This is a genomic window from Sphingomonas folli (assembly GCF_019429525.1).
In the GTDB taxonomy this organism is placed as follows: domain Bacteria; phylum Pseudomonadota; class Alphaproteobacteria; order Sphingomonadales; family Sphingomonadaceae; genus Sphingomonas; species Sphingomonas folii.
The window spans coordinates 150,567-170,266 of the sequence record NZ_JAHXZL010000002.1; the positions used below are offsets into that span (position 1 = coordinate 150,567).

The window sequence follows — 19,700 nt, forward strand, 5'->3', positions numbered from 1 at the left end:
AAGGCGGATCGAGCGGTCCGAGCGGATGACCCCCGGCGTCCGTCCACGCACCGCCGTGCCGCCGCGGAAGCTCGATCCGCGGCGGCCGGACGCTCGCCCTATCGCGCCAGCGCGGCGCGGCGCGGCCGCCCGCGCCGCAGCGCGGCCCCGACCAGCCCGAAGCCGAGGATCAGCATCGCCCAAACCGACGGCTCGGGCACCGCGCTGGTCAGGCCGAAGCGCTGGTCCATGTCGCGGAACCCCGCCGCCTGCACCGCGCCGGTGACGTGAACGCCGTCGAACGAGAAGAAGCCCGCGCAGCCGCTCGCCTGCGCGCCCGCCGCGACGCAGTCGGTGTCGGTGCGCAGCGGCGGCAGCCCGAACCGATCGGGTCGCGTCAGCACGCCCACGTTGAACTCGCTCAGGCTGTAGAAGAAGAGGTCGGTCCCCGCGCTGACGCTCAGCCCGCTCAGCGCGGCGCGCAGATAGCCGTTGGCCTCGATCGTCAGCGGGTCGGCCGCGTTCGGGAAGTCGGTGAACAGGATGTTGCGCGCGCCGCGGTCGTTGAGCGCCTTGATCCCGGCGACATATTGGTTGGCCGCCGCCTTTAGGTAGCTGCTCACGTCGGGATAGTCGCCGATCGCGCCGACAGGACCGAACACACCCTCGGCGCCGAAGACGTCGTTGCCGCCGAAGTTGAGGATGTACAGGCCGTTGGGGTCGATCGCCTTGCCCGAGGCGGCGAAGGTGCTGAGCTGCGCGCCGAGGTCGGGGATCGAGTCGCCGGTGTTGACCACGCGCGCGCCGCCGAAGGCGTAGTTGTTGCCCCCGGCGAGCGAGGGCTTGGTCGGCTCGCCGAAGAGCTTCAGCGAGATGAGATCGGGATAGTCGAAGCCGTCGGTGAAGCGGTTCTGGAAGTAGCCCTGGCTCGGGTCGGGGCGGGTTCCCCCGTTGGCGATATAGAGATTGCCGGCGTCCACCAGGCTGTCGCCGAACACCGTCACCGACGTGAACTGCGCCGTGTTCCGGTCCGCGGCCGCGGGCTGCGCCGCGAACAACCCCAGCGCGCCCAGCGCCAAGGTCCATTCCTTCTTCATCATGCTTTCTCCCCCCTCGCCGATGCGGCGCACCACGCGATGGACCGTGCCTCAGAAAGGACGATCTGCATAGAGGGTGTTAAGCTTATATAAAGATTCTTTGCCACCGCCCGGGTGGGATCAGTGGCCGCTCGCGCCCGCGGCGCCGATACCGGTCTCGGCGCGCACCCGCTGCGCGACATAGCCGCCGCGATCCACCGCCGCGCGCCCGCTCCGATCCAGCCGCGAGACGAGCCAGATCGTCGCGAAGGCGGCGGGCATCGAGAACAGCGCCGGCGAGCCATAGGGAAAGACCGCCGCGGCATGGCCCAGCACCGCCACCCAGATCGCGGGCGACAGGATCGTCAGGACGAGCGCGAGCGTCAGCCCGACCGTGCCGCCCGCGACCACGCCGCGCGTGGTGCAGCCGCGCCACAGCAGCGACAGCAGCAGCACCGGGAAATTGGCCGAGGCCGCCATCGCGAAGGCGAGACTGACCATGAAGGCGACGTTCTGCTTCTCGAACAGGATGCCGAGCGCGATCGCGACCAGCGCGAGCACCACCACCGTCGCGCGCGAGACGCGCAGCTCCGCCGCCTGGTCGGCGCGCCCGCGGCGGAACACGCTGGCGTACAGGTCGTGGCTCACCGCCGAGGCACCCGACAGCGTCAGCCCCGCGACCACCGCCAGGATGGTCGCGAACGCCACCGCCGAGACGAAGCCGAGGAACAGGTCGCCGCCGATCGCGTGTGCCAGATGCACTGCCGCCATGTTGCCGCCGCCGCGCAGCGCGCCCGCGGTGTCAAGGTAGCGCGGGTCGGTGCCGACCAGCACGATGGCGCCGAAGCCGATCACGAAGGTCAGCAGGTAGAAATAGCCGATCCAGCCGGTCGCCCACAGCACCGAGGTGCGCGCCGCGCGCGCGTCGGGCACGGTGAAGAAGCGCATCAGGATGTGCGGCAGCCCGGCGGTCCCGAACATCAGCGCGAGCCCGAGCGAGATCGCCGAGACCGGGTCCTTGATGAAGCCGCCCGGCCCCATGATCGCGCGTCCCGCCGCCAGTGCCTCGGCGGGCGCCGCGCCCCCGGCCGCCGCGGCGGCGGCCTTGGCCTGGACCGCGCGCGCGAACAGCGCCTCGGGCGAGCCGAACTGCCACAGCACCGCCGCGGCCATGAAGCTCGCCGCGCCGAGCAGCAGCACCGCCTTGACGATCTGCACCCAGGTGGTCGCCAGCATGCCGCCGAACAGCACGTACAGCGTCATCATCACCCCCACGATCGCCACCGCATAGGGATAGGGCAGGCCGAACAGCAGCCGGATCAGCTGCCCCGCCCCCACCATCTGCGCGATGAGGTAGAACAGCACGACCAGCAGCGTCGACAGTGCCGCGAGCGTGCGCACCGGCGTCTGCGCGAAGCGGAACGAGGCGACGTCGGCGAACGTGTAGCGGCCGAGGTTGCGCAGCCGCTCCGCCATCAGGAACAGCACGATCGGCCAGCCGACCAGCAAGCCGATCGAGTAGATCAGCCCGTCATAGCCGTCGGCGAAGATCTGCGCCGAGATGCCGAGGAACGACGCCGCCGACATGAAGTCGCCCGCGATCGCCAGGCCGTTCTGGAAGCCGGTGATGCCGCCGCCCGCGGCGTAGAAATCGGCGGCGGTGCGCGTCCGCCGCGCGGCCCAGCGCGTGATCGCCAGCGTCAGCAGCACGAAACAGCCGAACATCGCGAGCGCGGGCCAGCCCGGGCCGCCACCCGAGCCGCTCATCGCCGCGCCTCGGCGACGATCGCGGCGACCTCGGCGTCGAACTCGCGGTTGGCACGGTGAACGTACACGCCGGTCAGCGCGATCGCGAGCAGGATCACGCCCAGCCCGATCGGTATGCCCAGCGAGGTCGCCCCGCCCGCCAGCGGGCACGCCAGCAGCGGCTTGTCGAACGCGACCAGCAGGACGTAACCGAGATAGGCGACCAGCATGATCGCGGTCAGCGCGGCGCCGAGCCGACCGCGCCGTCGCACCAGCCGTCGGTAGCGCGGGTCGTCCGCCAGCCGCACGAGCGCGGCCTCGCGCTGGTCCATCGTCACCTCTCCCCCGGTCGCGGCGGATCATAGCGCGCCGGCGCGCTTTGGCGAGCCGTGATCGCGCGGGGCGGCACCGTCGCGCGCGCGCGGGCGTTAGGGCCGCCGAGACGCAGACGCCACGGAGACGCCGCATGCCCTTCCCCGCCCCCTATATCGCCGACGCCGCGCGCTACGACGGTCGCATGCCGTACCGCCGCGTCGGCCGCAGCGGGCTGCGGCTGCCCGCGATCAGCCTGGGCCTGTGGCAGAACTTCGGGGGCAGCGACGTGTACGAGACCGGCCGCGCGATCCTGCGCCGGGCGTTCGACCGCGGCGTCACCCACTTCGATCTCGCCAACAATTATGGGCCGCCCTACGGCTCGGCCGAGGAGGCGTTCGGCCGCGCGCTGGCGAGCGACTTCGCCGCGCACCGCGACGAGCTGATCGTCTCGACCAAGGCGGGCTGGGACATGTGGCCCGGCCCCTACGGCGACGTCGGCTCGTCGCGCAAATATCTGATCGCCAGCTGCGACCAGAGCCTGCGCCGCATGGGGCTCGACTATGTCGACATCTTCTACTCGCACCGCGTCGACCCGCACACCCCGCTGGAGGAGACGATGGGCGCGCTGGTGCAGCTGCATCGCCAGGGCAAGGCGCTGTACGTCGGCCTCTCCTCCTACGAGCCCGGGCTGACGCGCCGCGCCGCCGCGATCCTCGCCGAGGAGAAGGTGCCGCTGTTCATCCATCAGCCGAGCTACTCGATCCTCAACCGCTGGATCGAGCGCGAGCTGCTCGACACGCTGGAGTCGCTGGGCACCGGCTGCATCGCTTTCTCGCCGCTGGCGCAGGGCATGCTGACCGACAAATATCTCCGGGGCGTGCCCGAGGGCGCGCGCGCGACCCGCGGCGGCTCGCTGGCGCAGTCGCTGCTGAGCGATCAGAACCTCGCCGCGGTCCGCGATCTGAACGCGATCGCCGCGGCGCGCGGCCAGACGCTTGCGCAGATGGCGATCGCCTGGGTGCTGCGCGACCCGCGCGTCAGCTCGGCGCTGATCGGCGCGCGCACGCTCGAGCAGCTCGACGACTCGCTCGACGCGGTCGCGCGGCTCGACTTCGCCGCGGACGAGCTCGAGCGCATCGACTCGGTCGCGCGCGACGGCGGCCTGAACCTGTGGGCGGAATCGTCCGACATCGTCGCGCTCCCCGCGGCGCAGGGCGTGCCCGCCTGAGCGCCGCGACGCTTGAACGCGCGCGCGACGACACGACATCGCCGCCCCCTTATCCGAGATGCGAAGCATGAAGGACCCGACATGAAGGCCATGACGATCGGCGCCCCGCCCACCCTCGACACGCTCGGCTTCACCGAGCGCGCCGACCCGGGGGCACCCGGGCGCGTCGAGATCCGCGTCGCGCTGCACGGCAGCTCGCTCAACTATCACGACCTCGGCGTCGTCACCGGCGGCATGGCCGCGGGCGACCGCGTGATCGCGCTCGCCGACGGAGCGGGCACGGTCGAGGCGGTCGGCGCGGACGTGACCGAGTTTCAGGTCGGCGACGCGGTCGTCTCCTGCTTCTTCCCCGATTGGCAGGACGGCGCGGCGACGATCGGTGACTTCCGCCGCACCCCGGGGGACGGCATCGACGGCTACGCGACCGAGGCGGTGGTCCGCCCCGCCACCGCTTTCACGCGCGCGCCCGACGGCTATGACGCGGTCGAGGCGGCGACGATCACCACCGCCGGGCTCACCGCCTGGCGCGCGCTGGTCGGCGACGGCGGGCTCAAGGCGGGAGACACCGTGCTGCTGCTCGGCACCGGCGGCGTCGCCATGTGGGGGCTGCAGATCGCCAGGGCGATGGGTGCGACCGCGATCGTCACGTCCTCCTCGGGCGAGAAGCTGGAGCGCGCGCGCGCGCTCGGCGCCGACCATGTCGTCAACTATCGCGAGAACCGGGACTGGGGCCGTTCGGTGCGCGACTGGAGCGGCGGCGGGGTCGACCATGTGCTCGAGCTCGGCGGCGCGGGCACGCTGACCCAGTCGATCGAGGCGGTGCGGGTCGGCGGCCATATCGCACTGATCGGCACCGTCGCGGGGGTCACCGGCGACGTCCCGACCGCGGCGCTGATGGGCAAGCAGGCGCGGCTGCAGGGACTGATCGTCGGCTCGCGGCGCCAGCAGCAGGAGTTCGTCCGCGCCATCCAGGCCACCGGGATCCGCCCGGTGATCGACCGCCGCTTCCCGCTAGAGCGACTGCCCGACGCCTTCCGCTACCAGCAGTCCGCCGGGCATTTCGGCAAGATCGGGGTCGAATGGTGATCCCGATTGCCACTTGAAAGCGGCGTCGAAACAACCACTTTCACGGCATCGTCAACAACGGAAAGGAGGTGATCGAATGTCTCATTGTCACAAGCCGGTCACGGCAACGGGCGCGGGCATGATCGCTTCTGCGGGGCATGTCGCCGCCTGACACACTGCCGGTCCCGGCCGACAATGGAGAGGCCGTCCCGCGAGGGGCGGCCTCTCGTTCATGGGAGGCTCGCGCGAGCCTCCCCTCGTGCTCCCGCGAACCCGGGAGCCCCGACGCTGAACGTCGCGGGCCGTTGCTCTGCTTGGCCCTCGATTCTCCCGTTCGCGGGGAAGCACTGGGAGCGAGAGGGCGCGATTGGCCTTCGACGCTATCATCCTCACACGAGCGCACGATGGACGATCTGTTCGACCTGCCGCTGATCCCGGGCCTGCGCAGCGTCGCCGAATTCGTGGATGCGGCCGAGGAGCGCGCGCTGATCGAGCGGATCGACTCGCTCGCGCTCGCGCCGTTCCGCTTCCAGGGCTGGCTCGGCAAGCGGCTCACGCACAGTTTCGGCATCCACTACGACTTCGACCGCGCCGCGCTGGCGCGTACCGCGCCGCTGCCGCCGTGGCTCGCCGCGCTGCGCGACCGGGCCGAGGCGGCGGTCGGGCTGGCGCCGGGGACACTCGAGCAGGCGCTGCTGATCCGCTACGATCCCGGCGCCGGGATCGGCTGGCACCGCGACCGCCCGCACTTCGAGCAGGTCGTCGGCGTCTCGCTCGGCGCCCCCGCGGCGCTGCGCTTCCGCCGCCGCGTCGGCGAGCGTTTCGAGCGCCGCACCGCGCCGCTGCCGCCGCGCGGGCTCTACCATCTCGGCGACGAGGCACGGTACGAGTGGGAGCACAGCATCGCCGCCATGGCGGCGACGCGCTGGTCGATCACGCTGCGCAGCCTGTCCGAGCGCGGCCGCGCCGCGCTGCGCGACTGAGCCGCACGGGGGCCGCGCTCACGGCCGCGCGAAGGTGCGCGCCAGCCCGTGGTACAATTTCTCGCGGCACACCAGGCTGCTCGCGCCGTCCGCGAGGAAGGCGGCGGCGAACATCGGCAACATCAGCCCGCGGCTCGCGGTCGTCTCCGAGAGGATGATCACCGCGGTGAGCGGCGCGCGCACCACGCCCGCGAAATAGCCGACCATGCCGAGGATCACGATCGCCGAGGCGGGCGAGTCAGGGAAGAGCGGGCGCAGCAGGTTGCCCAGCCCCGCCCCCACCGCCAGCGACGGCGCGAAGATGCCGCCGGGCAGCCCCGCCACCGCGGTCGCGAGCGTCGCCAGGAACTTGGCCGGGCCGAACCAGAGCGGCGCGTCGACCCCGACGATCATGGCGCGCGCCGCGTCATAGCCGGTGCCCCAGGTCAGCCCGGTCGCGACGCCCAGCCCGCCGACCAGCACGCCGCACAGCGCCGCGAAGGCGACCGGGCGGCGCTTCGACCAGGCGGTGACGCGCCCGCGCCCGGTAGCGAGCGCCAGCATCAGCCGCGCGAACAGCCCGCCGCTCAGCCCACCCGCGATCCCCGCCACGGGTACCGCCAGCAGCGCCGGGCCGAGCGCGAGATGCGCGCCGATCACGCCGAAATAGACATAGTCGCCCTGCACCGACTGCGCGACCATGCCCGCGATGACGATCGCGGCGATCACCAGCAGGGTCACGCGCTGCTCATAGGCCGAGGCGAGCTCCTCGATCGCGAACAGCAGCCCGGCGAGCGGCGTGTTGAACGCCGCCGCCACGCCCGCCGCGCCGCCCGCGATCAGCACCGCCCCGCGCAAGGGAACGCGCAGCAGGCGGTGGCTCAGCCCCATCACCGCCGCGGCGATCTGCACCGTCGGCCCCTCGCGCCCCACCGACGCGCCCCCGAGCACCGCGGCCAGCGTCAGCACCGCCTTGGCGGCGACGGTGCGGAGCGACACGAGCGAGCCGGTGGCGCGCTCCGGGTCCTGCTGCGCGACGATCACCTGCGGAATGCCCGAGCCGCGCGCGAGCGGCACCCAGCGCCGCGTGAGCCATACCAGGGCGGCGAAGAGCAGCGGCGTGGTGAGCAGCGGCGCGTAGCGGTAGCGGTGCGCGTACTGCCGGAACAGATCGCCCGCGGCGTCCGCGGCGAGCGCGAACAAAGTGGCCGCGACGCCGATCGCGACCGCGCCGGTGAGGATCGCCATGCGCGTGCGGAACCGCACCGAGCGCGGGCCCTGCGCGCGGAGCAGCGCGCGATAGCGGCGGACGGTCCACCGGCGCTGGCCGGCGGCGGTGGGGCGCGGTTCGGTCATGCCCCGCTCCTAGTGCGCCGCACCGAAAAGGCCAGCGTGGGTCGCCGCGCGCGTTACGGCCTGTTAAGCCTATTGCGGGATAAGCGGACCATCGTGCGAGGCAGGTGGACGTGACGTGGAGCAGGTGAGCGCAGGCGGCGACGATGTGTGGCTGGAGGCGGCGTCGTGGAGCGACAATCGCCGCGAGCTGCGCGTGCCGACCGCGCTCGAGGGCAGCCTCCGGCTCTTCCTGGGCGAGAGCGAGTCGGTCCAGGTGGTCGATGTCTCCAATCGCGGCTGCCGGCTGCGCGGCGTCGCGCTCAAGGCGGCGCAGCGCGTGTGGCTGCGCATCGGCGGGCTGGAGACCCTGGTCGGCACGGTGGCGTGGAGCGACGACAGCGAGGCGGGCATCCGCTTCGAGCAGCGCCTGCCGCGCGCGGTGATCGTGCTGCTGTCGGGCGGCGCGCCGGGCGACGACGGGTTCGAGGACATCTGAGGTGAGCGGGCCGGTCAGCAGCGACTCGGCCGCGCGCGAGCATCAGCCGCGCGCCGAGCGCCATCGCGTGATGCTGGGCGCGCTGATCGAGCGCTTCGGCCACGGCGGCGCGACCCGCCACCGCGTGCGCGACCTCTCGGCGACCGGCGTGCGGGTCGACCAGGCCGAGCGATTGCAGCGCGGTGCGACGGTGCTGGTCACGGTGGGGTCGCTCGCCGCGGTGGGCGCGACGGTGGTGTGGGTCGAGCAGGGTGCCGCCGGCCTCCGCTTCGCCCAGCCGATCGACCCCGACGACGCGCGCGCCAAGACCTTCGTCGCGCGACCGAGCACCCCCGTGCGCCTCCGGGAAGAGCCGCTGGGCACCGCCGGTTGGCTCGGTCATATCCGCGGCGCCTACGATCGCTGAGCGCGGAACGGCGCATGACGTCCCCACAGGCGCTCCCGCGCACGCGGCCGCGGGGGTCTGCGCGCGCGGGGGCACGACTCACGTGCGAGTCGCGGTCACGGCCGGCGGCGGCAGGACCAGACCAGCGCGGCCAGGCTGCCGATCACCGCGGCCAGCGCGGTGATCAGCGGGGCGTCGAGCAGGATCATCGGGCGTCTCCTTCCACGCGCTCAGCCATAGCGCGACGCCGCGATGTAGGACAGAACATATTGAGAACATTGCACTTGCGAGACGATGCGCGGAAACAAGCGCCGGCGCCGCCTCCTCGATCTCGTCATACGCGACGGTCACGCCGAAGATCACCGGGAGGCCCGCAGGGATCGCTCCTCTGTCGGAGCCTGGTCTCACACGCGACCGCCCCCGGCACCACTTCGTGAAGACGGGAACGACACCATCCGGGTCGGGCGGTCACGTCGGAACGCCCGGCGCGGCGAGCTCCGATGTGCCGGAGACGCTTAGGCCTCTCCCGTCTGCTGCTCGGCCATGCGGTGCTGGCCGCGCGCGCGCGCCGCGCTGCGGATGAGGTGCTCGCTCATCTGCATCGCCACCTCCGCGGTGACGCTGAACGACCGACCGCAGCTCGACTCGATGACGACCGCGCCGTCGCGCGCGGCGACCAACGGCACGCTGGTGCAGATCCTGGCGCTCACACCATCTCTCCGGTTCGTCCCGACCGCAGCGGTCGCGCTCGGCACACTCGCGTGCGCCATCGAAGTGTCACAAACCGGCCGGGCGACGCGCCGTTCCAACGACGCGTCGCGCCCGCGTCACTGGTCGTCGCTGCCGCCCTGGACGATGAAGTCGGTGAAATAGGCGGCGTCGACCCTTGCCCTGTAGCCGTCGGCGGCGAGCTGGCGATTCACCGCGCCCGCGATCGCGCCGAGCAGCTGCTGCTTGCCCGCGTCGGTCATGTCGGCCGCCTCGCTGGCGTCACCGAAGGCGAGGATCATCGCCGAGCGCAGCGCCGGGTCGTCGCGTTTGAGCGCGTCGAGCACCTTGGGATCGCGCGTGCTGACCGACACGCCCGCCTGCAGCACCGCGTCCGTGTCCTTGATGTTGACGGTCAGCGGCGGATCGAACGCGTAGAATTGCACCGGCAGCACCGTCGGCGCGGGGGACGTCGCGTCCGCGCGCACGTCCGACTCGACCCGGGCAGCGACGCCGTCGCGCGACAGCATCACGCCGCCCGCCGCGCCCAGTCCGACCACCAGCACCGCCGCCAGCGGCACCGCTGCCAGCTTGATCCCTCGCTTCATCCCGCGTCCACCCGCTGTGTCGTGGCGCACCGTAGCGGCAGGTGGTTACCTTCACGCTAAGCAGCGACGCCCGCTGCAACCGCCGGCCGATCCGACTCGTTACGCGTGCGATGAGGGTCAAGGTCGCCAGCTACAATATCCGCAAGGCGATCGGCACCGACCGCCGCCGCAACCCCGAGCGGATCCTCCAGGTGCTGCGCGAGATCGACGCCGACGTGGTCGCGCTGCAGGAGGCCGATCGCCGCTTCGGCCAGCGTGCCGCGGTGCTCAGCCCGCACCTGCTCGAGGAGCACGGCGACTGGCGCTCGGTCGGGCTCGGCATGCGCGCCACCAGCATGGGCTGGCACGGCAACGCGCTGCTGGTGCGCAAGTCGGCGACGATCCTCGACTGTCAGCAGCTCCATCTGCCCGCGCTCGAGCCGCGCGGCGCGGTCAGCGTCGACGTGGCGGTCGGGGGCGTGGCGGTTCGCGTGATCGGCATGCACCTCGACCTCTCCGGCCTCTGGCGCCGGCGCCAGGCGGCGGCGATCCTCCAGCACGCCGCACACCGCGCCCCCGGCCCGGCGACGGTGATGATGGGCGATCTCAACGAGTGGAGCCGCGCCTCGGGCTGCCTCAGCGACTTCGCGCGCGACTTCCACTTCGCCGACACCGGGCCGAGCTTCCACGCGCGCCGCCCGATCGCGCGGCTCGACCGGATCATGGTGTCGCGCGCGCTCCGGGTCGCCGCCTGCGGCGTGCACCAGTCCCCTGCCGCCCGAGTCGCCTCCGACCATCTGCCGATCTGGGCGGAGATCGTCGCCGCATGAGTCGGGCGGCGGTGCGCGAGAAGGAGCTGCGGCTCGCGCTCGTCTGCTACGGCGGGATCAGCCTGGCGGTCTACATGCACGGCATCGTCAAGGAGGTGTGGCACCTCGCGCGTGCCAGCCGCGCGGCGCGCGACGACGCGCCGTGCGACGGCGCCAGCGCCCAGGTCTATCGCGCGCTGCTCGACGAGATCGAGGAGAGCGCGCGCTGGCGGGTGCGCGTGCTGCCCGACATCGTCGCGGGCGCCAGCGCGGGCGGGATCAACGGCGTGTTCCTGGCACAGGCGATCGCGAGCGGGCAGTCGCTCGACCCGCTCACCGACCTGTGGCTCGACGGCGCCGACGTCGAGCGACTGATCGACGCCGACGCCGCGCCCGCCTCGCGCTTCTCCAAGATGTGGGCGCTGCCGCTCGCCTGGATGGCGGCGGGGCGCAGCGCCGACCAGCTCGAGGCGCTCGACGAGGCGACGCGCGACGAGGTGCGCGCCAAGCTCTCGCACTTCGTCCGCTCGCGCTGGTTCGAGCCGCCCTTCTCGGGCGAGGGCTTCACGGGCATGCTGCTCGACGCCTTCGAGGCCATGGCGACGGCCCCGCGCGGGCCGCGGCTGCTGCCGCCGGGCCAGCCGCTCGACCTGTTCGTCACCGTGACCGACTTCGGCGGCCACCCCGAGCGGCTCGAGCTCCATTCCCCGCCCGAGGTGATGGAGACCGAGCACCGGCTGGTGCTGCCGTTCACCGACCACGGCGTCGCGCTCGACACGCTCGCCGCCGTCCCCGAGCTCGCCTTCGCCGCGCGCGCGACGTCGAGCTTCCCCGGCGCCTTCCCGCCCTTCACCGTCGCCGAGCTGGACCGCGTGCTGCGCGCGCGGCGCCGCCGCTGGCCGGGGCGACGCGACTTCCTCGAGCGCGTCCTGCCGCGCCACGCCGCGGCGCGCGCCGCCGAGCGCGCGGTGCTGATCGACGGCTCGGTGCTCGCCAACGCCCCCTTCCGCCCGGCGATCGACGCGCTGCGCGAGCGCCCCGCCAAGCGCGAGATCGACCGCCGCTTCGTCTACGTCGACCCCTCGCCCGGGCATAAACTCTCGCTGGGCGCCGGCGGCGCGGGGCCGCCGGGCTTCTTCCAGACGATCCTCGGCGCGATCAGCGAGCTGCCGCGCCAGCAGCCGATCCGCGACAATCTCGAGGCGCTCGCCGAGCGCTCCCGCCGGATCGAGCGGATGCGCGCGATCACCGAGGCGATCCGCCCCCAGGTCGACGCCGCGATCGAGGAGCTGTTCGGCCGCACCTTCTTCCTCGACCGCCCGACCCCGGCGCGGCTGGTGGCGTGGCGTCGCCGCGCCCAGGACGCCGCGGCCGAGCGCGCCGGCTATGGCTATGTCGGCTACGGCCAGCTCAAAGCGGCGGGGGTGGTCGAGTTCATCGCGGCGCTGCTGCACGCGGTCGGCGGCGCGCCGGGGGCGCAGCGCTGGGGCCGCACGCGCCAGCGGCTCGACGCCGCGATCGCCGCGCGCGGGCTCGGCGCCGACGCGGTCCATGCCGGGGGCGCGAGCGACGCGATGGTCGCCTTCCTGCGCACCTTCGACCTCAACTTTCGCGTGCGCCGGCTGCGGCTGCTCGCGCGCCGGCTCGGCGAGCTGGAGCGCGAGGCGAGCGCCGCGGTGCTCCAGCCGCTGCGCGACGCGATCTACGATTCGCTGACCGACTATCTCGCCGCCAAGCGCACCGACACGCACGCGGCGCTGCGGCGCGACGTGCGCGCGCTGCGCGACGACGCGGCGCCGCTGCTCGACGCCTTCGGTGCCTCGCTCGACCTCACCGGGCGCGACGCCGCCACCGACGCGCGGATGGCCGCCGCGCTCGCCGCGGTGCCGCGCGAGGTGCGGCGGCCGATGCTGCTCAACTATCTCGGCTTCCCCTTCGTCGACGTGGCGACGCTGCCGCTGCTGCAGGGCGAGGGCCTCGACGAGTTCGACCCGATCAAGGTCGACCGCGTCTCGCCCGACGATGCCCGCTCGATCCGCTCGGGCGGCGCGGCCGCGACGCTGAAGGGGATCCAGTTCAACAGCTTCGGCGCGTTCTTCAGCCGCGCCTATCGCGAGAACGACTATCTGTGGGGGCGGCTGCACGGCGCGGAGCGGATGATCGACATCGCGGTCTCGACGCTGCCCGCGGCGACGCGACTGCGCCCTGGTCGAGTCGCCGCGATCAAGCGCGCCGCCTTCCGCGCCATCCTCGACGAGGAGGAACCGCGGCTGACCGCCTCGCCCGGGCTGGTGGCGACGCTGCGGCGCGAGGTGGGATGACGGCGGGGCGCGGCGCCTGACCGCGCCGCCGGCGACCGCGGCCTTACTCCCCGTGCAGCCCGGCCGCGAGCGCCGCCACGTCCGCGCCCGGCTCGACCAGCCGCCAGCGATCGGGCACGCGCGTGTCGACCAGCGTCACCGCGCCGCGCGGGCACACGCCGAGGCAGCGCACCTCGACCACGCCGAGCGCCGCCTCGCGCCGCTTGCCCAGCCCCGGCTCGGCGCGGAGCGCCTTGGCGAGCGAGCTCCTGCCTTTGCGCCCGAACCCGCCGCCCAGCTTCTTCGAGCATTTGCCGCACACCAGCAATGCGCCGCCCCAGCGCGCGCGGACCTCGTCCTTCACGCCTCGGCGCGCGGCTTCCACGTCCGCGCGTCCTCCGCGGCGCGCAGCACCTCATAGGCGGCCTGGATCGCCTGGAAGCGCTTGGCCGCCTCGGCGTCGCCCGGGCGCACGTCGGGGTGGTTCGACTTGGCGAGCCGGCGCCACGCCAGCCGCACGTCGTCGAACGAGGCGTCGACCTCCAGCTCCAGCACGTCCAGCGCGCGCATCTCGTCGCGCGAGCGCGTGCCGTCGCCCGGGCCCGCCCAGGCCTGGTGGCGCGACTGCTGATAGCCGCCCGCGTCGCGGCGCTCGTCGGCCCCGCGCGCCGCGGCCTCCTCGGCGGACAGGCCCTCGAAATAGTTCCAGCCGCGGTTGTACTCGGCCGCGTGCGTCTGGCAGAAATACCAGCGATCGGGACTGTTGGGCGACTTGGGCGCGGGGCAGTCGCCCGGCTCCTCGCAGCCGTGACGGTCGCACAGCCGCAGGTTCGTCGCCTCGCGCCCCGCGCCATAGCCGCGCCAGCGCGGGAAACCCCAGTCGTTCGAGCGGGTGGGAATACGTGCCATGCGCCCCGGCACATAGGGTTCGCCGCCGCGCCCGCCAAGCGAGCGCGGCGGCGAAAATGCCAGGGGACCTGTAAGCCGGGTTCTGTCCGTCCCTCTCGGGACTGGGCGACCATTCCTCTCGGCGCGCCGTCGCCGACGCGCTCCAGCGACCAACCCGGGCGGCGAGCGGGAACACGCCCCGGGCGCGCGAACGCGCCCCTGCCGCCCCTATTCGGTCTTGCTCCCGGTGGGGTTTACCGTGCCGCGACCGTTGCCGGCCGCGCGGTGCGCTCTTACCGCACCCTTTCACCCTGGCCCGGCCGAAGCCGTGGCCGTCTGCTCTCTGTTGCACTGTCCCTGACCGCGGGCTCGCGCCCTTGGCCGGCGGGCGTTACCCGCCACCGTCGTTCCGTGGAGCCCGGACTTTCCTCGGCACGCTGACGCGTGACGCGGCCGCCCGGCCCCCTGGCGCCGCCGCCCGTAGCGGCTGCGGCGCCGGATGGGAAGCGTCAGTCGTCGCCCTGCGGCCGCGGCAGCAGCAGCGCGAGCAGGATCATGCGGCACTCGGCGTCGATCTCCCCGTCGATCAGCTCGGGGCGGAAGCGCCGCTGGAACGCCATGATCGCGGCCATGCGGTCGCTCACGTCATAGCCGAAGCGCTCGAGCGCGAGGCAAAAGGCGGGCTCGCTCCAGAACGGGTCCATCAGGTTCTTGGTCGGGCGCGGCAGCGCCAGCCGCAGCCGCGCCAGCCGGTGCCAAGGGAACAGCTCGCCGGGGTCGCGCTTGCGCGTCGGCGCGACGTCGGAATGGCCGACGATGTTGCCGCGCGTGATCTCGTGATGGTCCTTGAGGTGCGCGACGAGCCGGATCACCGCGTCGACCTGCGGCTCGGGGAAGCGTCGGTAGCCGAACTCGTGCCCGGGGTTGACGATCTCGATGCCGAGCGAGGCCGAGTTGACGTCGTCGACGTCGCGCCAGTGCGACTTGCCCGCGTGCCAGGCGCGCTTGTCGTCGTCGACCAGCCGCAGGATCGTGCCGTCCTCGTCGACGACATAGTGGCTGGACACCGCGGCCGCCGGGTCGCGCAGCCGCGCGATCGCCTCCTCGGCGCTGCGCATGCCGGTGTAATGGAGCACGATCATCGAGATCGGCAGCTCGCGCTCGTTGAAATTGGGCGACGGCGCCTCGACGCATCTCATGCTGTCCGCTCGCTCCTCGTCGCCGTCCGGATCGTCACGATCGCCACCCCCAGCATCGCCACCGCGCCTCCCGCCACCATCGGCCAGGTCAGCGGCGTGTCAAACCAATAGGATGCCGCGAGGACGCTGACCACCGGCGCGGCGAGCGTCAGCGGCGTGACGGTCGAGACCGGATGGCGCTGCAGCAGCCACATCATCGAGCCGTGGCCGAGCACGGTCGAGCCGATGCCGGAGAAGGCGATCGGCAGCAGCGCCGCGATCGGCGCGCGCGGCAACGCCGCGATCGCGCCGGGCTCGACCCACCACGAGGTCAGCGCCAGCGTCAGCGTGCCGAGCAGCCCGATCCAGGCATAGATCGTGAGCACCGGCACACCGATCAGCCGGCGCTGGATCAGCGAGCACACCGCCCACACCAGGCTGCTCGCGGCGGTCAGCGCTAGCCCCAGCCCCTCGCGCGCCGCGGCCGGATCGAACACCAGCAGGCCGACGCCGGCGAAGGCCAGCAGGATGCCGATCACGCGCGGGGCGTGGATCCGCTCGCGCAGCACCACGATCGCGAGCAGCAGCGAGAAGGGCACGCCGAGCTGCCCCGCGATCGCCAGTGCGCCGACATTGTCCGACACCGCCAGGCTGAGATTGATGAAGACGTAGAACAGCCCGCCCGAGAGCACGCCCAGCCCGAGCAGCGGCACCATCTTGCCCGGCACGATCCGCAGCGCGCTGGCACAGACCAGCAGCACGATCGACTGGCGCAGCATCCCCGCGGTGATCGGCGGGACCAGCGCGACCGCCACCTTCACCGCGACGATGTTGAGCCCCCACAGCAGGTTCATCATCACCACCACGGCGAGGTCGCGCGCGCCGAAGGGGGTGGCGGTGGTCGGGGCGGCGCTGCTCACGCCACGCCGGATCGCGGACTTAGCGCGCGGTGTAAAGCCGCTCCGGCGTATCGGGCGCGCCGACCCGCTCGTAGAAGCCGCGCGCGCGCCTGCACGGGCGCAGCCGCTCCGACTGGCCGATCACCGTCTCGCCCGCGCCGAGCAGCAGCACCCCGCTCGGCTTCAGCGCCGCGGCGAGCCGCTCCAGCACCTGCTCGCGCAGGTGGGGCGCGAGATAGAACAGCACGTTGCGGCACAGGATCAGGTCGAACGTGCCGGCCGGCGCGGGGTCCGTGACCAAATTCTGGCGGCGATAGGCGATGGTCGCGAGCAGCTTGGGCTGCGCCACCCAGTGATCGTTGGGCGCGCTCTCGAACCATCGCATCATGCGCCGGATCGGCAGGCCGCGCTGGATCTCGAACTGGCTGTAGCTGCCGGCGCGCGCGCGGGCGAGCGCGGCGGCGGAGACGTCGGTGGCGACGATCTCGGGCATCGGCCCGCCCGCCTCGGCGAACAGCATCGCGAGCGACAGCGGCTCCTGCCCGGTGGCGCAGGCGGCGCACCACACGCGCGCCGGCGCGGGTTGCTCCTGCACGAGCTTGGCGGCGGCCTCGATCACCCCCGCGTCGCGGTAGAAGCTGGTCTCCTGGTTGAGCAGCGAGTCGACGATCCGGTCGGCGAGTACGGTGTCGTGACGTTCCATCAGCCTCGCCGTGAGTTGTTCGATCCGATCGAGCCCGAGCGACTGGAGCAGCGGCTTCAGCGCGGCGTCGAATTTCCAGCTGCGGCCGGCGGCGATGCGCTGGCCGGTGCGCGCCTCGAGCAGCGCGGCGAAGACCTGGGCCGAGCCGGCGTCGATGGTCGGCTGGCCGTGCGCCGTCGCGCTCATCGGCTTCCCCCCGCGGCGATCGTGGCGCCCAGCTCGGCCGGCGACATCACGCCATGCGCCAGCCCTGCCTTGGCGACCGCGCCCGGCATGCCCCATACCACCGAGCTGCCGCGGTCCTGCACCAGCACGGTGCCGCCGGCGTCGCGCACCGCGCGTGCGCCCTCGAGCCCGTCGCGCCCCATGCCGCTCAGCACGATCGCGAGCAGCCGCGGGCCATAGACCGCGGCGAGGCTGGCGAACATCGGGTCGACCGAGGGCAGGTTGCCGGTCGGCGCGGGCGCCTGCGACAGCCGCGTGGCCGCGCCGCCGTCGGGGAGCGCGTGCGCGACGAGGTGCGCGTCGCCCGGCGCGATCACCACCTCGCCAGGGCGGACGCGGCCATGCTCCTGCGCGATCAGGCTCGGGCGCTTGGCCGAGACGCCGACCTGCGCGGCGAAATAGGGCGAGAAGGACGGCGGCAGATGCTGGGTGACGAGGATCGGCTGGGTCACCGCCGCGGGCACCGCCGCGAGCAGCGAGGCCAGCGCGTGGATGCCGCCGGTGGAGGCGCCGATCGCGATCGCGTCGAAGGCGGGCGCGGCGGCGACGAGCGGCGCTGGCGCGATCACGCGGCGCGCCGGCTCGGGCAGGGCCGCCGGACCGGCGAGCACGTCGAGCCGCGCCAGCAGCGTATCACCGAAGCGGCTGGCGAAGGCGCCCGCGACCGGCTTGACCAGCGTGTCGGCGGCGCCGAGCGCGAGCGCGCGCATCGTCACCTCGGCGCCCTCGGCCGCGGCGCTCGACACGATCAGCACGCGCGCGCCCGCGCCGGCGACGAGCAGCTGCGGCAGCGCGTCGATCCCGCTCTGCCGCGGCATCTCGAGGTCGAGCAGGATCACGTCGACGCGCTGCGTCGCTAGGAAGGCGAGCGCGCGCGAGGCGTCGCCGACAGCGCCGGCCAGCTCGAACCGCCCGCTCGCCTCGACGTAGCGGCCGAGCGCGGCGCGCGCGACCGCGGAATCGTCGACGATCAGCACGCGCGGCACCGTGCCGCGTGGCGGGGCCAGAGAGGACGCGGACTGCGGCATGGCAGCGATCGGCCGGGGGGCGGCGGGTGCTGGCGTCAGGCGACGCCGACGATCTGGAGCTTGCTCTGCAGCGTCTCGCGATCGAACGGCTTCATGACATATTCGTCGGCGCCGGCCTCGATCGCCGCGCGGATGTGCGCCATGCCGTTCTCGGTGGTGCAGAACACCACCTTGGGCCGCGCCGGCAGCGACTCGTCGCCGAGCGCGCGGAGGAACTCCATGCCGCTCATCACGGGCATGTTCCAGTCGAGCAGGATCACGTCGGGGCAGGCGGCGCGGCAGGCGGTGAGCGCCTCGCGCCCGTCGCCCGCCTCGGAAACGGTGAAGTCGAGCGTCTCCAGGATGTGCCGGGCGACCTTGCGGATCACCTTGGAGTCATCGACGATCAGGCAAGTCTTCATCGGGCGGTCCTGCGATACCAAGCGTGGCCTGCTTGTGCGGCGCGAGGGGTAAGTTTGGCGTTAACGGCGACGGGAAAACTGTCGCGGCCGCCTCACCTCGGGGCGCGGCGCGGGGGCGCCACCGCCCTCCCCTCCCGCGCGCGATCGGTCCGCACGGTTCCCAGGCCGCTCAGCGCCTATCGGGTCCGGACCGGAGAGGTCCTCGATACCGTGCGAGGTGGTATGCGGGGAGGCCGGGCGCGCACCGCCTCCCCTCCCCCTCCGTCACCGCGCCCGTGCCCCCGGCCGGCGCCGCGGCGCGGCGTCCGACTGCCGCCGTACCAGCGTATGGTCGAGCACGAGGTCGGGCGCGCTTGCCGCGGCACCGTCGCGGCGCGCGCGCAGCATCTGCGTCAGCATCCGCACCGCGGCGCGGCTCATGTCCGCGATCGGCTGGTGGATCGTGGTGAGCTCGGGCCAGATCGTCGTCGCGAGCGTGCTGTCGTCGAAACCGACCACGGTGAGGTCGCCCGGCACGTCGAGGCCGCGCCGATGCGCCACCGCGACGCTCGCCGCCGCCATGTCGTCGTTGCTGGCGAAGATCGCGCTGGGCGGCTGGGCGAGGTCGAGCAGCTCCTCGGTCGCGTCGAGCCCCGAGCGATAGCTGAACAGCCCGCGCGCCACCAACGCCTCGTCCGCCGGCAGCCCGGCCGCCGCCAGCGCGTCGCGATAGCCTGCCAGCCGCTCCTCGCTCGCGGTGAGATTGGGGTTGCCCGTGATGAAGCCGACCCGCTGGTGCCCGAGCGCGAGCAGGTGCGCGGTCATCGCGTGCGCGGCGGCGCGATCGTCGATCGAGACCCGGCCGATGCCGTCGGGCGAGCTGCTGGTCGCCACCACCACGGTCGGCACCCTCGCGGCGAGCAGCACCTCCAACACCGGCGGCGAGTCGCACAGGGGCGGCGGCAGGATGATGCCGTCGACCCCCGAGGCGACTAGCCGCTCGGCGACCTCGGCCTCGTGCTCGCCGGGATCGCATTTCTGCACCACCAGCTGGATGTCGCCGCGCCCCGCCTCGTCGAGGCTGCCGAGCAGGAAGGCGCTGAGATACGCCTCGCTGGGATTGCTGTAGAGCAGCCCCAGCCGCACCTGCGACGCGCCCGCCAGGCTGCGCGCGGCGCGATTGGGCGCATAGTCGAGCCGCTGGATCGCCTCGCGCACCGCCGCGCGCGTCGCCTCGCGCACGTTGTTCTCGCCGTTGATCACGCGCGACACCGTCATGGTCGAGACGCCGGCGAGCTGTGCCACATGGGCGATCGTCGGCGCCCCGGTCTGGCGCGATCCGCTGCCGCGCGCCCTGCGGATGTCCCCACTCATGGCTGCGTTACGTACCAGTAAAAGCCGCCGCGGC

The 19,700-nt window shown here is 73.0% G+C and carries 21 protein-coding genes and 1 other RNA gene; 7 read left to right on the forward strand and 15 right to left on the reverse strand.

Annotation, left to right across the window (positions count from 1 at the left end):
• Positions 1-98: 98 nt before the first annotated feature.
• The 3 genes from KZ813_RS03190 to KZ813_RS03200 form a co-directional block, all read right to left on the reverse strand.
• On the reverse strand, positions 99-1,076 hold the full coding sequence (locus KZ813_RS03190; RefSeq protein ID WP_219753535.1) for a PEPxxWA-CTERM sorting domain-containing protein: 978 nt from the start codon (positions 1,074-1,076) through the stop codon (positions 99-101).
• 120 nt (positions 1,077-1,196) lie between these two features.
• A complete protein-coding gene (locus KZ813_RS03195) occupies positions 1,197-2,822 on the reverse strand; it encodes a cation acetate symporter (protein ID WP_219753536.1) in 1,626 nt (541 codons plus the stop codon).
• The gene (locus KZ813_RS03200; RefSeq protein WP_219753537.1) at positions 2,819-3,133 is read right to left on the reverse strand and encodes a DUF485 domain-containing protein; all 315 of its coding nucleotides are present in this window, start codon (positions 3,131-3,133) and stop codon (positions 2,819-2,821) included. The genes KZ813_RS03195 and KZ813_RS03200 overlap by 4 nt, the downstream gene beginning before the upstream one ends.
• 134 nt (positions 3,134-3,267) lie before the next feature.
• On the opposite strand from KZ813_RS03200, the gene mgrA reads away from it, so the two are divergent.
• The 3 genes from mgrA to KZ813_RS03215 all read left to right on the forward strand — a co-directional run bounded on the left by mgrA (position 3,268) and on the right by KZ813_RS03215 (position 6,392).
• Entirely contained in the window at positions 3,268-4,344 is a 1,077-nt protein-coding gene (mgrA, locus tag KZ813_RS03205) for an L-glyceraldehyde 3-phosphate reductase (protein WP_219753538.1), read from the forward strand.
• 81 nt (positions 4,345-4,425) lie between these two features.
• On the forward strand, positions 4,426-5,430 hold the full coding sequence (locus KZ813_RS03210) for a zinc-dependent alcohol dehydrogenase family protein (RefSeq protein ID WP_219753539.1): 1,005 nt from the start codon (positions 4,426-4,428) through the stop codon (positions 5,428-5,430).
• A gap of 383 nt (positions 5,431-5,813) precedes the next feature.
• Positions 5,814-6,392, forward strand: coding sequence for an alpha-ketoglutarate-dependent dioxygenase AlkB (locus KZ813_RS03215; protein ID WP_219753540.1), 579 nt, complete (start codon positions 5,814-5,816; stop codon positions 6,390-6,392).
• 18 nt (positions 6,393-6,410) lie between these two features.
• On the opposite strand, the gene KZ813_RS03220 is transcribed toward KZ813_RS03215, so the two are convergent.
• Positions 6,411-7,727 carry a chloride channel protein gene (locus tag KZ813_RS03220; RefSeq protein ID WP_219753541.1) on the reverse strand — a complete coding sequence of 439 codons (1,317 nt, stop codon included), beginning with the start codon at positions 7,725-7,727 and terminating at the stop codon, positions 6,411-6,413.
• A gap of 115 nt (positions 7,728-7,842) precedes the next feature.
• Between KZ813_RS03220 and KZ813_RS03225 the strand changes: the two genes are divergently transcribed.
• Both KZ813_RS03225 and KZ813_RS03230 read left to right on the forward strand, forming a co-directional pair.
• Positions 7,843-8,202, forward strand: coding sequence for a PilZ domain-containing protein (locus tag KZ813_RS03225; RefSeq protein WP_219753542.1), 360 nt, complete (start codon positions 7,843-7,845; stop codon positions 8,200-8,202).
• Position 8,203: 1 nt separating this feature from the next.
• Positions 8,204-8,608, forward strand: coding sequence for a PilZ domain-containing protein (locus KZ813_RS03230; RefSeq protein WP_219753543.1), 405 nt, complete (start codon positions 8,204-8,206; stop codon positions 8,606-8,608).
• 494 nt (positions 8,609-9,102) lie between these two features.
• On the opposite strand, the gene KZ813_RS03235 is transcribed toward KZ813_RS03230, so the two are convergent.
• Both KZ813_RS03235 and KZ813_RS03240 read right to left on the reverse strand, forming a co-directional pair.
• Positions 9,103-9,297 (reverse strand): hypothetical protein, encoded by a 195-nt coding sequence (locus KZ813_RS03235; RefSeq protein WP_219753544.1) that lies wholly within the window; start codon positions 9,295-9,297, stop codon positions 9,103-9,105.
• Between the two features lie 117 nt (positions 9,298-9,414).
• Positions 9,415-9,903, reverse strand: a complete 489-nt coding sequence (locus KZ813_RS03240; RefSeq protein ID WP_219753545.1) for a flagellar basal body-associated FliL family protein — start codon at positions 9,901-9,903, stop codon at positions 9,415-9,417.
• A gap of 110 nt (positions 9,904-10,013) precedes the next feature.
• Here KZ813_RS03240 and KZ813_RS03245 point away from each other — a divergent pair, with 110 nt between their 5' ends.
• Both KZ813_RS03245 and KZ813_RS03250 read left to right on the forward strand, forming a co-directional pair.
• Positions 10,014-10,712: an endonuclease/exonuclease/phosphatase family protein gene (locus KZ813_RS03245; RefSeq protein WP_219753546.1), complete on the forward strand. Its 699-nt coding sequence runs from the start codon at positions 10,014-10,016 to the stop codon at positions 10,710-10,712.
• A complete protein-coding gene (locus KZ813_RS03250; protein WP_258046373.1) occupies positions 10,709-13,012 on the forward strand; it encodes a patatin-like protein in 2,304 nt (767 codons plus the stop codon). Before KZ813_RS03245 ends, KZ813_RS03250 begins: the two co-directional genes overlap by 4 nt.
• 43 nt (positions 13,013-13,055) lie before the next feature.
• Here KZ813_RS03250 and KZ813_RS03255 read toward each other — a convergent pair whose 3' ends face one another.
• The 9 genes from KZ813_RS03255 to KZ813_RS03295 all read right to left on the reverse strand — a co-directional run bounded on the left by KZ813_RS03255 (position 13,056) and on the right by KZ813_RS03295 (position 19,666).
• On the reverse strand, positions 13,056-13,355 hold the full coding sequence (locus KZ813_RS03255) for a thioredoxin domain-containing protein (protein WP_219753547.1): 300 nt from the start codon (positions 13,353-13,355) through the stop codon (positions 13,056-13,058).
• Entirely contained in the window at positions 13,352-13,900 is a 549-nt protein-coding gene (locus KZ813_RS03260; protein ID WP_219753548.1) for a J domain-containing protein, read from the reverse strand. Before KZ813_RS03260 ends, KZ813_RS03255 begins: the two co-directional genes overlap by 4 nt.
• Positions 13,901-13,955: 55 nt before the next feature.
• Positions 13,956-14,348, reverse strand: an RNA gene (gene rnpB / locus KZ813_RS03265) — RNase P RNA component class A.
• Between the two features lie 40 nt (positions 14,349-14,388).
• Positions 14,389-15,078 carry an N-acetylmuramoyl-L-alanine amidase gene (locus KZ813_RS03270; protein WP_219753549.1) on the reverse strand — a complete coding sequence of 230 codons (690 nt, stop codon included), beginning with the start codon at positions 15,076-15,078 and terminating at the stop codon, positions 14,389-14,391.
• Positions 15,075-15,977, reverse strand: coding sequence for a DMT family transporter (locus tag KZ813_RS03275; protein WP_308461770.1), 903 nt, complete (start codon positions 15,975-15,977; stop codon positions 15,075-15,077). Before KZ813_RS03275 ends, KZ813_RS03270 begins: the two co-directional genes overlap by 4 nt.
• A gap of 19 nt (positions 15,978-15,996) precedes the next feature.
• Positions 15,997-16,845 carry a CheR family methyltransferase gene (locus KZ813_RS03280; RefSeq protein WP_219753550.1) on the reverse strand — a complete coding sequence of 283 codons (849 nt, stop codon included), beginning with the start codon at positions 16,843-16,845 and terminating at the stop codon, positions 15,997-15,999.
• Positions 16,842-17,912 (reverse strand): chemotaxis protein CheB, encoded by a 1,071-nt coding sequence (locus tag KZ813_RS03285; RefSeq protein ID WP_219753551.1) that lies wholly within the window; start codon positions 17,910-17,912, stop codon positions 16,842-16,844. The genes KZ813_RS03280 and KZ813_RS03285 overlap by 4 nt, the downstream gene beginning before the upstream one ends.
• Before the next feature lie 35 nt (positions 17,913-17,947).
• Positions 17,948-18,313: a response regulator gene (locus KZ813_RS03290; RefSeq protein WP_219753552.1), complete on the reverse strand. Its 366-nt coding sequence runs from the start codon at positions 18,311-18,313 to the stop codon at positions 17,948-17,950.
• A gap of 264 nt (positions 18,314-18,577) precedes the next feature.
• Positions 18,578-19,666: a LacI family DNA-binding transcriptional regulator gene (locus tag KZ813_RS03295; RefSeq protein WP_219753553.1), complete on the reverse strand. Its 1,089-nt coding sequence runs from the start codon at positions 19,664-19,666 to the stop codon at positions 18,578-18,580.
• Positions 19,667-19,700 lie beyond the last annotated feature (34 nt).

Excerpts from the sequence above, each read along its gene's own strand:
- KZ813_RS03190 (WP_219753535.1), bottom strand. The coding sequence starts at position 1,076 with ATGAAGAAGGAATGGACCTTGGCGCTGGGCGCGCTGGGGTTGTTCGCG.
- KZ813_RS03195 (WP_219753536.1), bottom strand. The coding sequence starts at position 2,822 with ATGAGCGGCTCGGGTGGCGGCCCGGGCTGGCCCGCGCTCGCGATGTTC.
- KZ813_RS03200 (WP_219753537.1), bottom strand. The coding sequence starts at position 3,133 with ATGGACCAGCGCGAGGCCGCGCTCGTGCGGCTGGCGGACGACCCGCGC.
- mgrA (WP_219753538.1), top strand. The coding sequence starts at position 3,268 with ATGCCCTTCCCCGCCCCCTATATCGCCGACGCCGCGCGCTACGACGGT.
- KZ813_RS03210 (WP_219753539.1), top strand. The coding sequence starts at position 4,426 with ATGAAGGCCATGACGATCGGCGCCCCGCCCACCCTCGACACGCTCGGC.
- KZ813_RS03215 (WP_219753540.1), top strand. The coding sequence starts at position 5,814 with ATGGACGATCTGTTCGACCTGCCGCTGATCCCGGGCCTGCGCAGCGTC.
- KZ813_RS03220 (WP_219753541.1), bottom strand. The coding sequence starts at position 7,727 with ATGACCGAACCGCGCCCCACCGCCGCCGGCCAGCGCCGGTGGACCGTC.
- KZ813_RS03240 (WP_219753545.1), bottom strand. The coding sequence starts at position 9,903 with ATGAAGCGAGGGATCAAGCTGGCAGCGGTGCCGCTGGCGGCGGTGCTG.
- KZ813_RS03245 (WP_219753546.1), top strand. The coding sequence starts at position 10,014 with ATGAGGGTCAAGGTCGCCAGCTACAATATCCGCAAGGCGATCGGCACC.
- KZ813_RS03250 (WP_258046373.1), top strand. The coding sequence starts at position 10,709 with ATGAGTCGGGCGGCGGTGCGCGAGAAGGAGCTGCGGCTCGCGCTCGTC.
- KZ813_RS03260 (WP_219753548.1), bottom strand. The coding sequence starts at position 13,900 with ATGGCACGTATTCCCACCCGCTCGAACGACTGGGGTTTCCCGCGCTGG.
- KZ813_RS03270 (WP_219753549.1), bottom strand. The coding sequence starts at position 15,078 with ATGAGATGCGTCGAGGCGCCGTCGCCCAATTTCAACGAGCGCGAGCTG.
- KZ813_RS03280 (WP_219753550.1), bottom strand. The coding sequence starts at position 16,845 with ATGAGCGCGACGGCGCACGGCCAGCCGACCATCGACGCCGGCTCGGCC.
- KZ813_RS03285 (WP_219753551.1), bottom strand. The coding sequence starts at position 17,912 with ATGCCGCAGTCCGCGTCCTCTCTGGCCCCGCCACGCGGCACGGTGCCG.
- KZ813_RS03290 (WP_219753552.1), bottom strand. The coding sequence starts at position 18,313 with ATGAAGACTTGCCTGATCGTCGATGACTCCAAGGTGATCCGCAAGGTC.
- KZ813_RS03295 (WP_219753553.1), bottom strand. The coding sequence starts at position 19,666 with ATGAGTGGGGACATCCGCAGGGCGCGCGGCAGCGGATCGCGCCAGACC.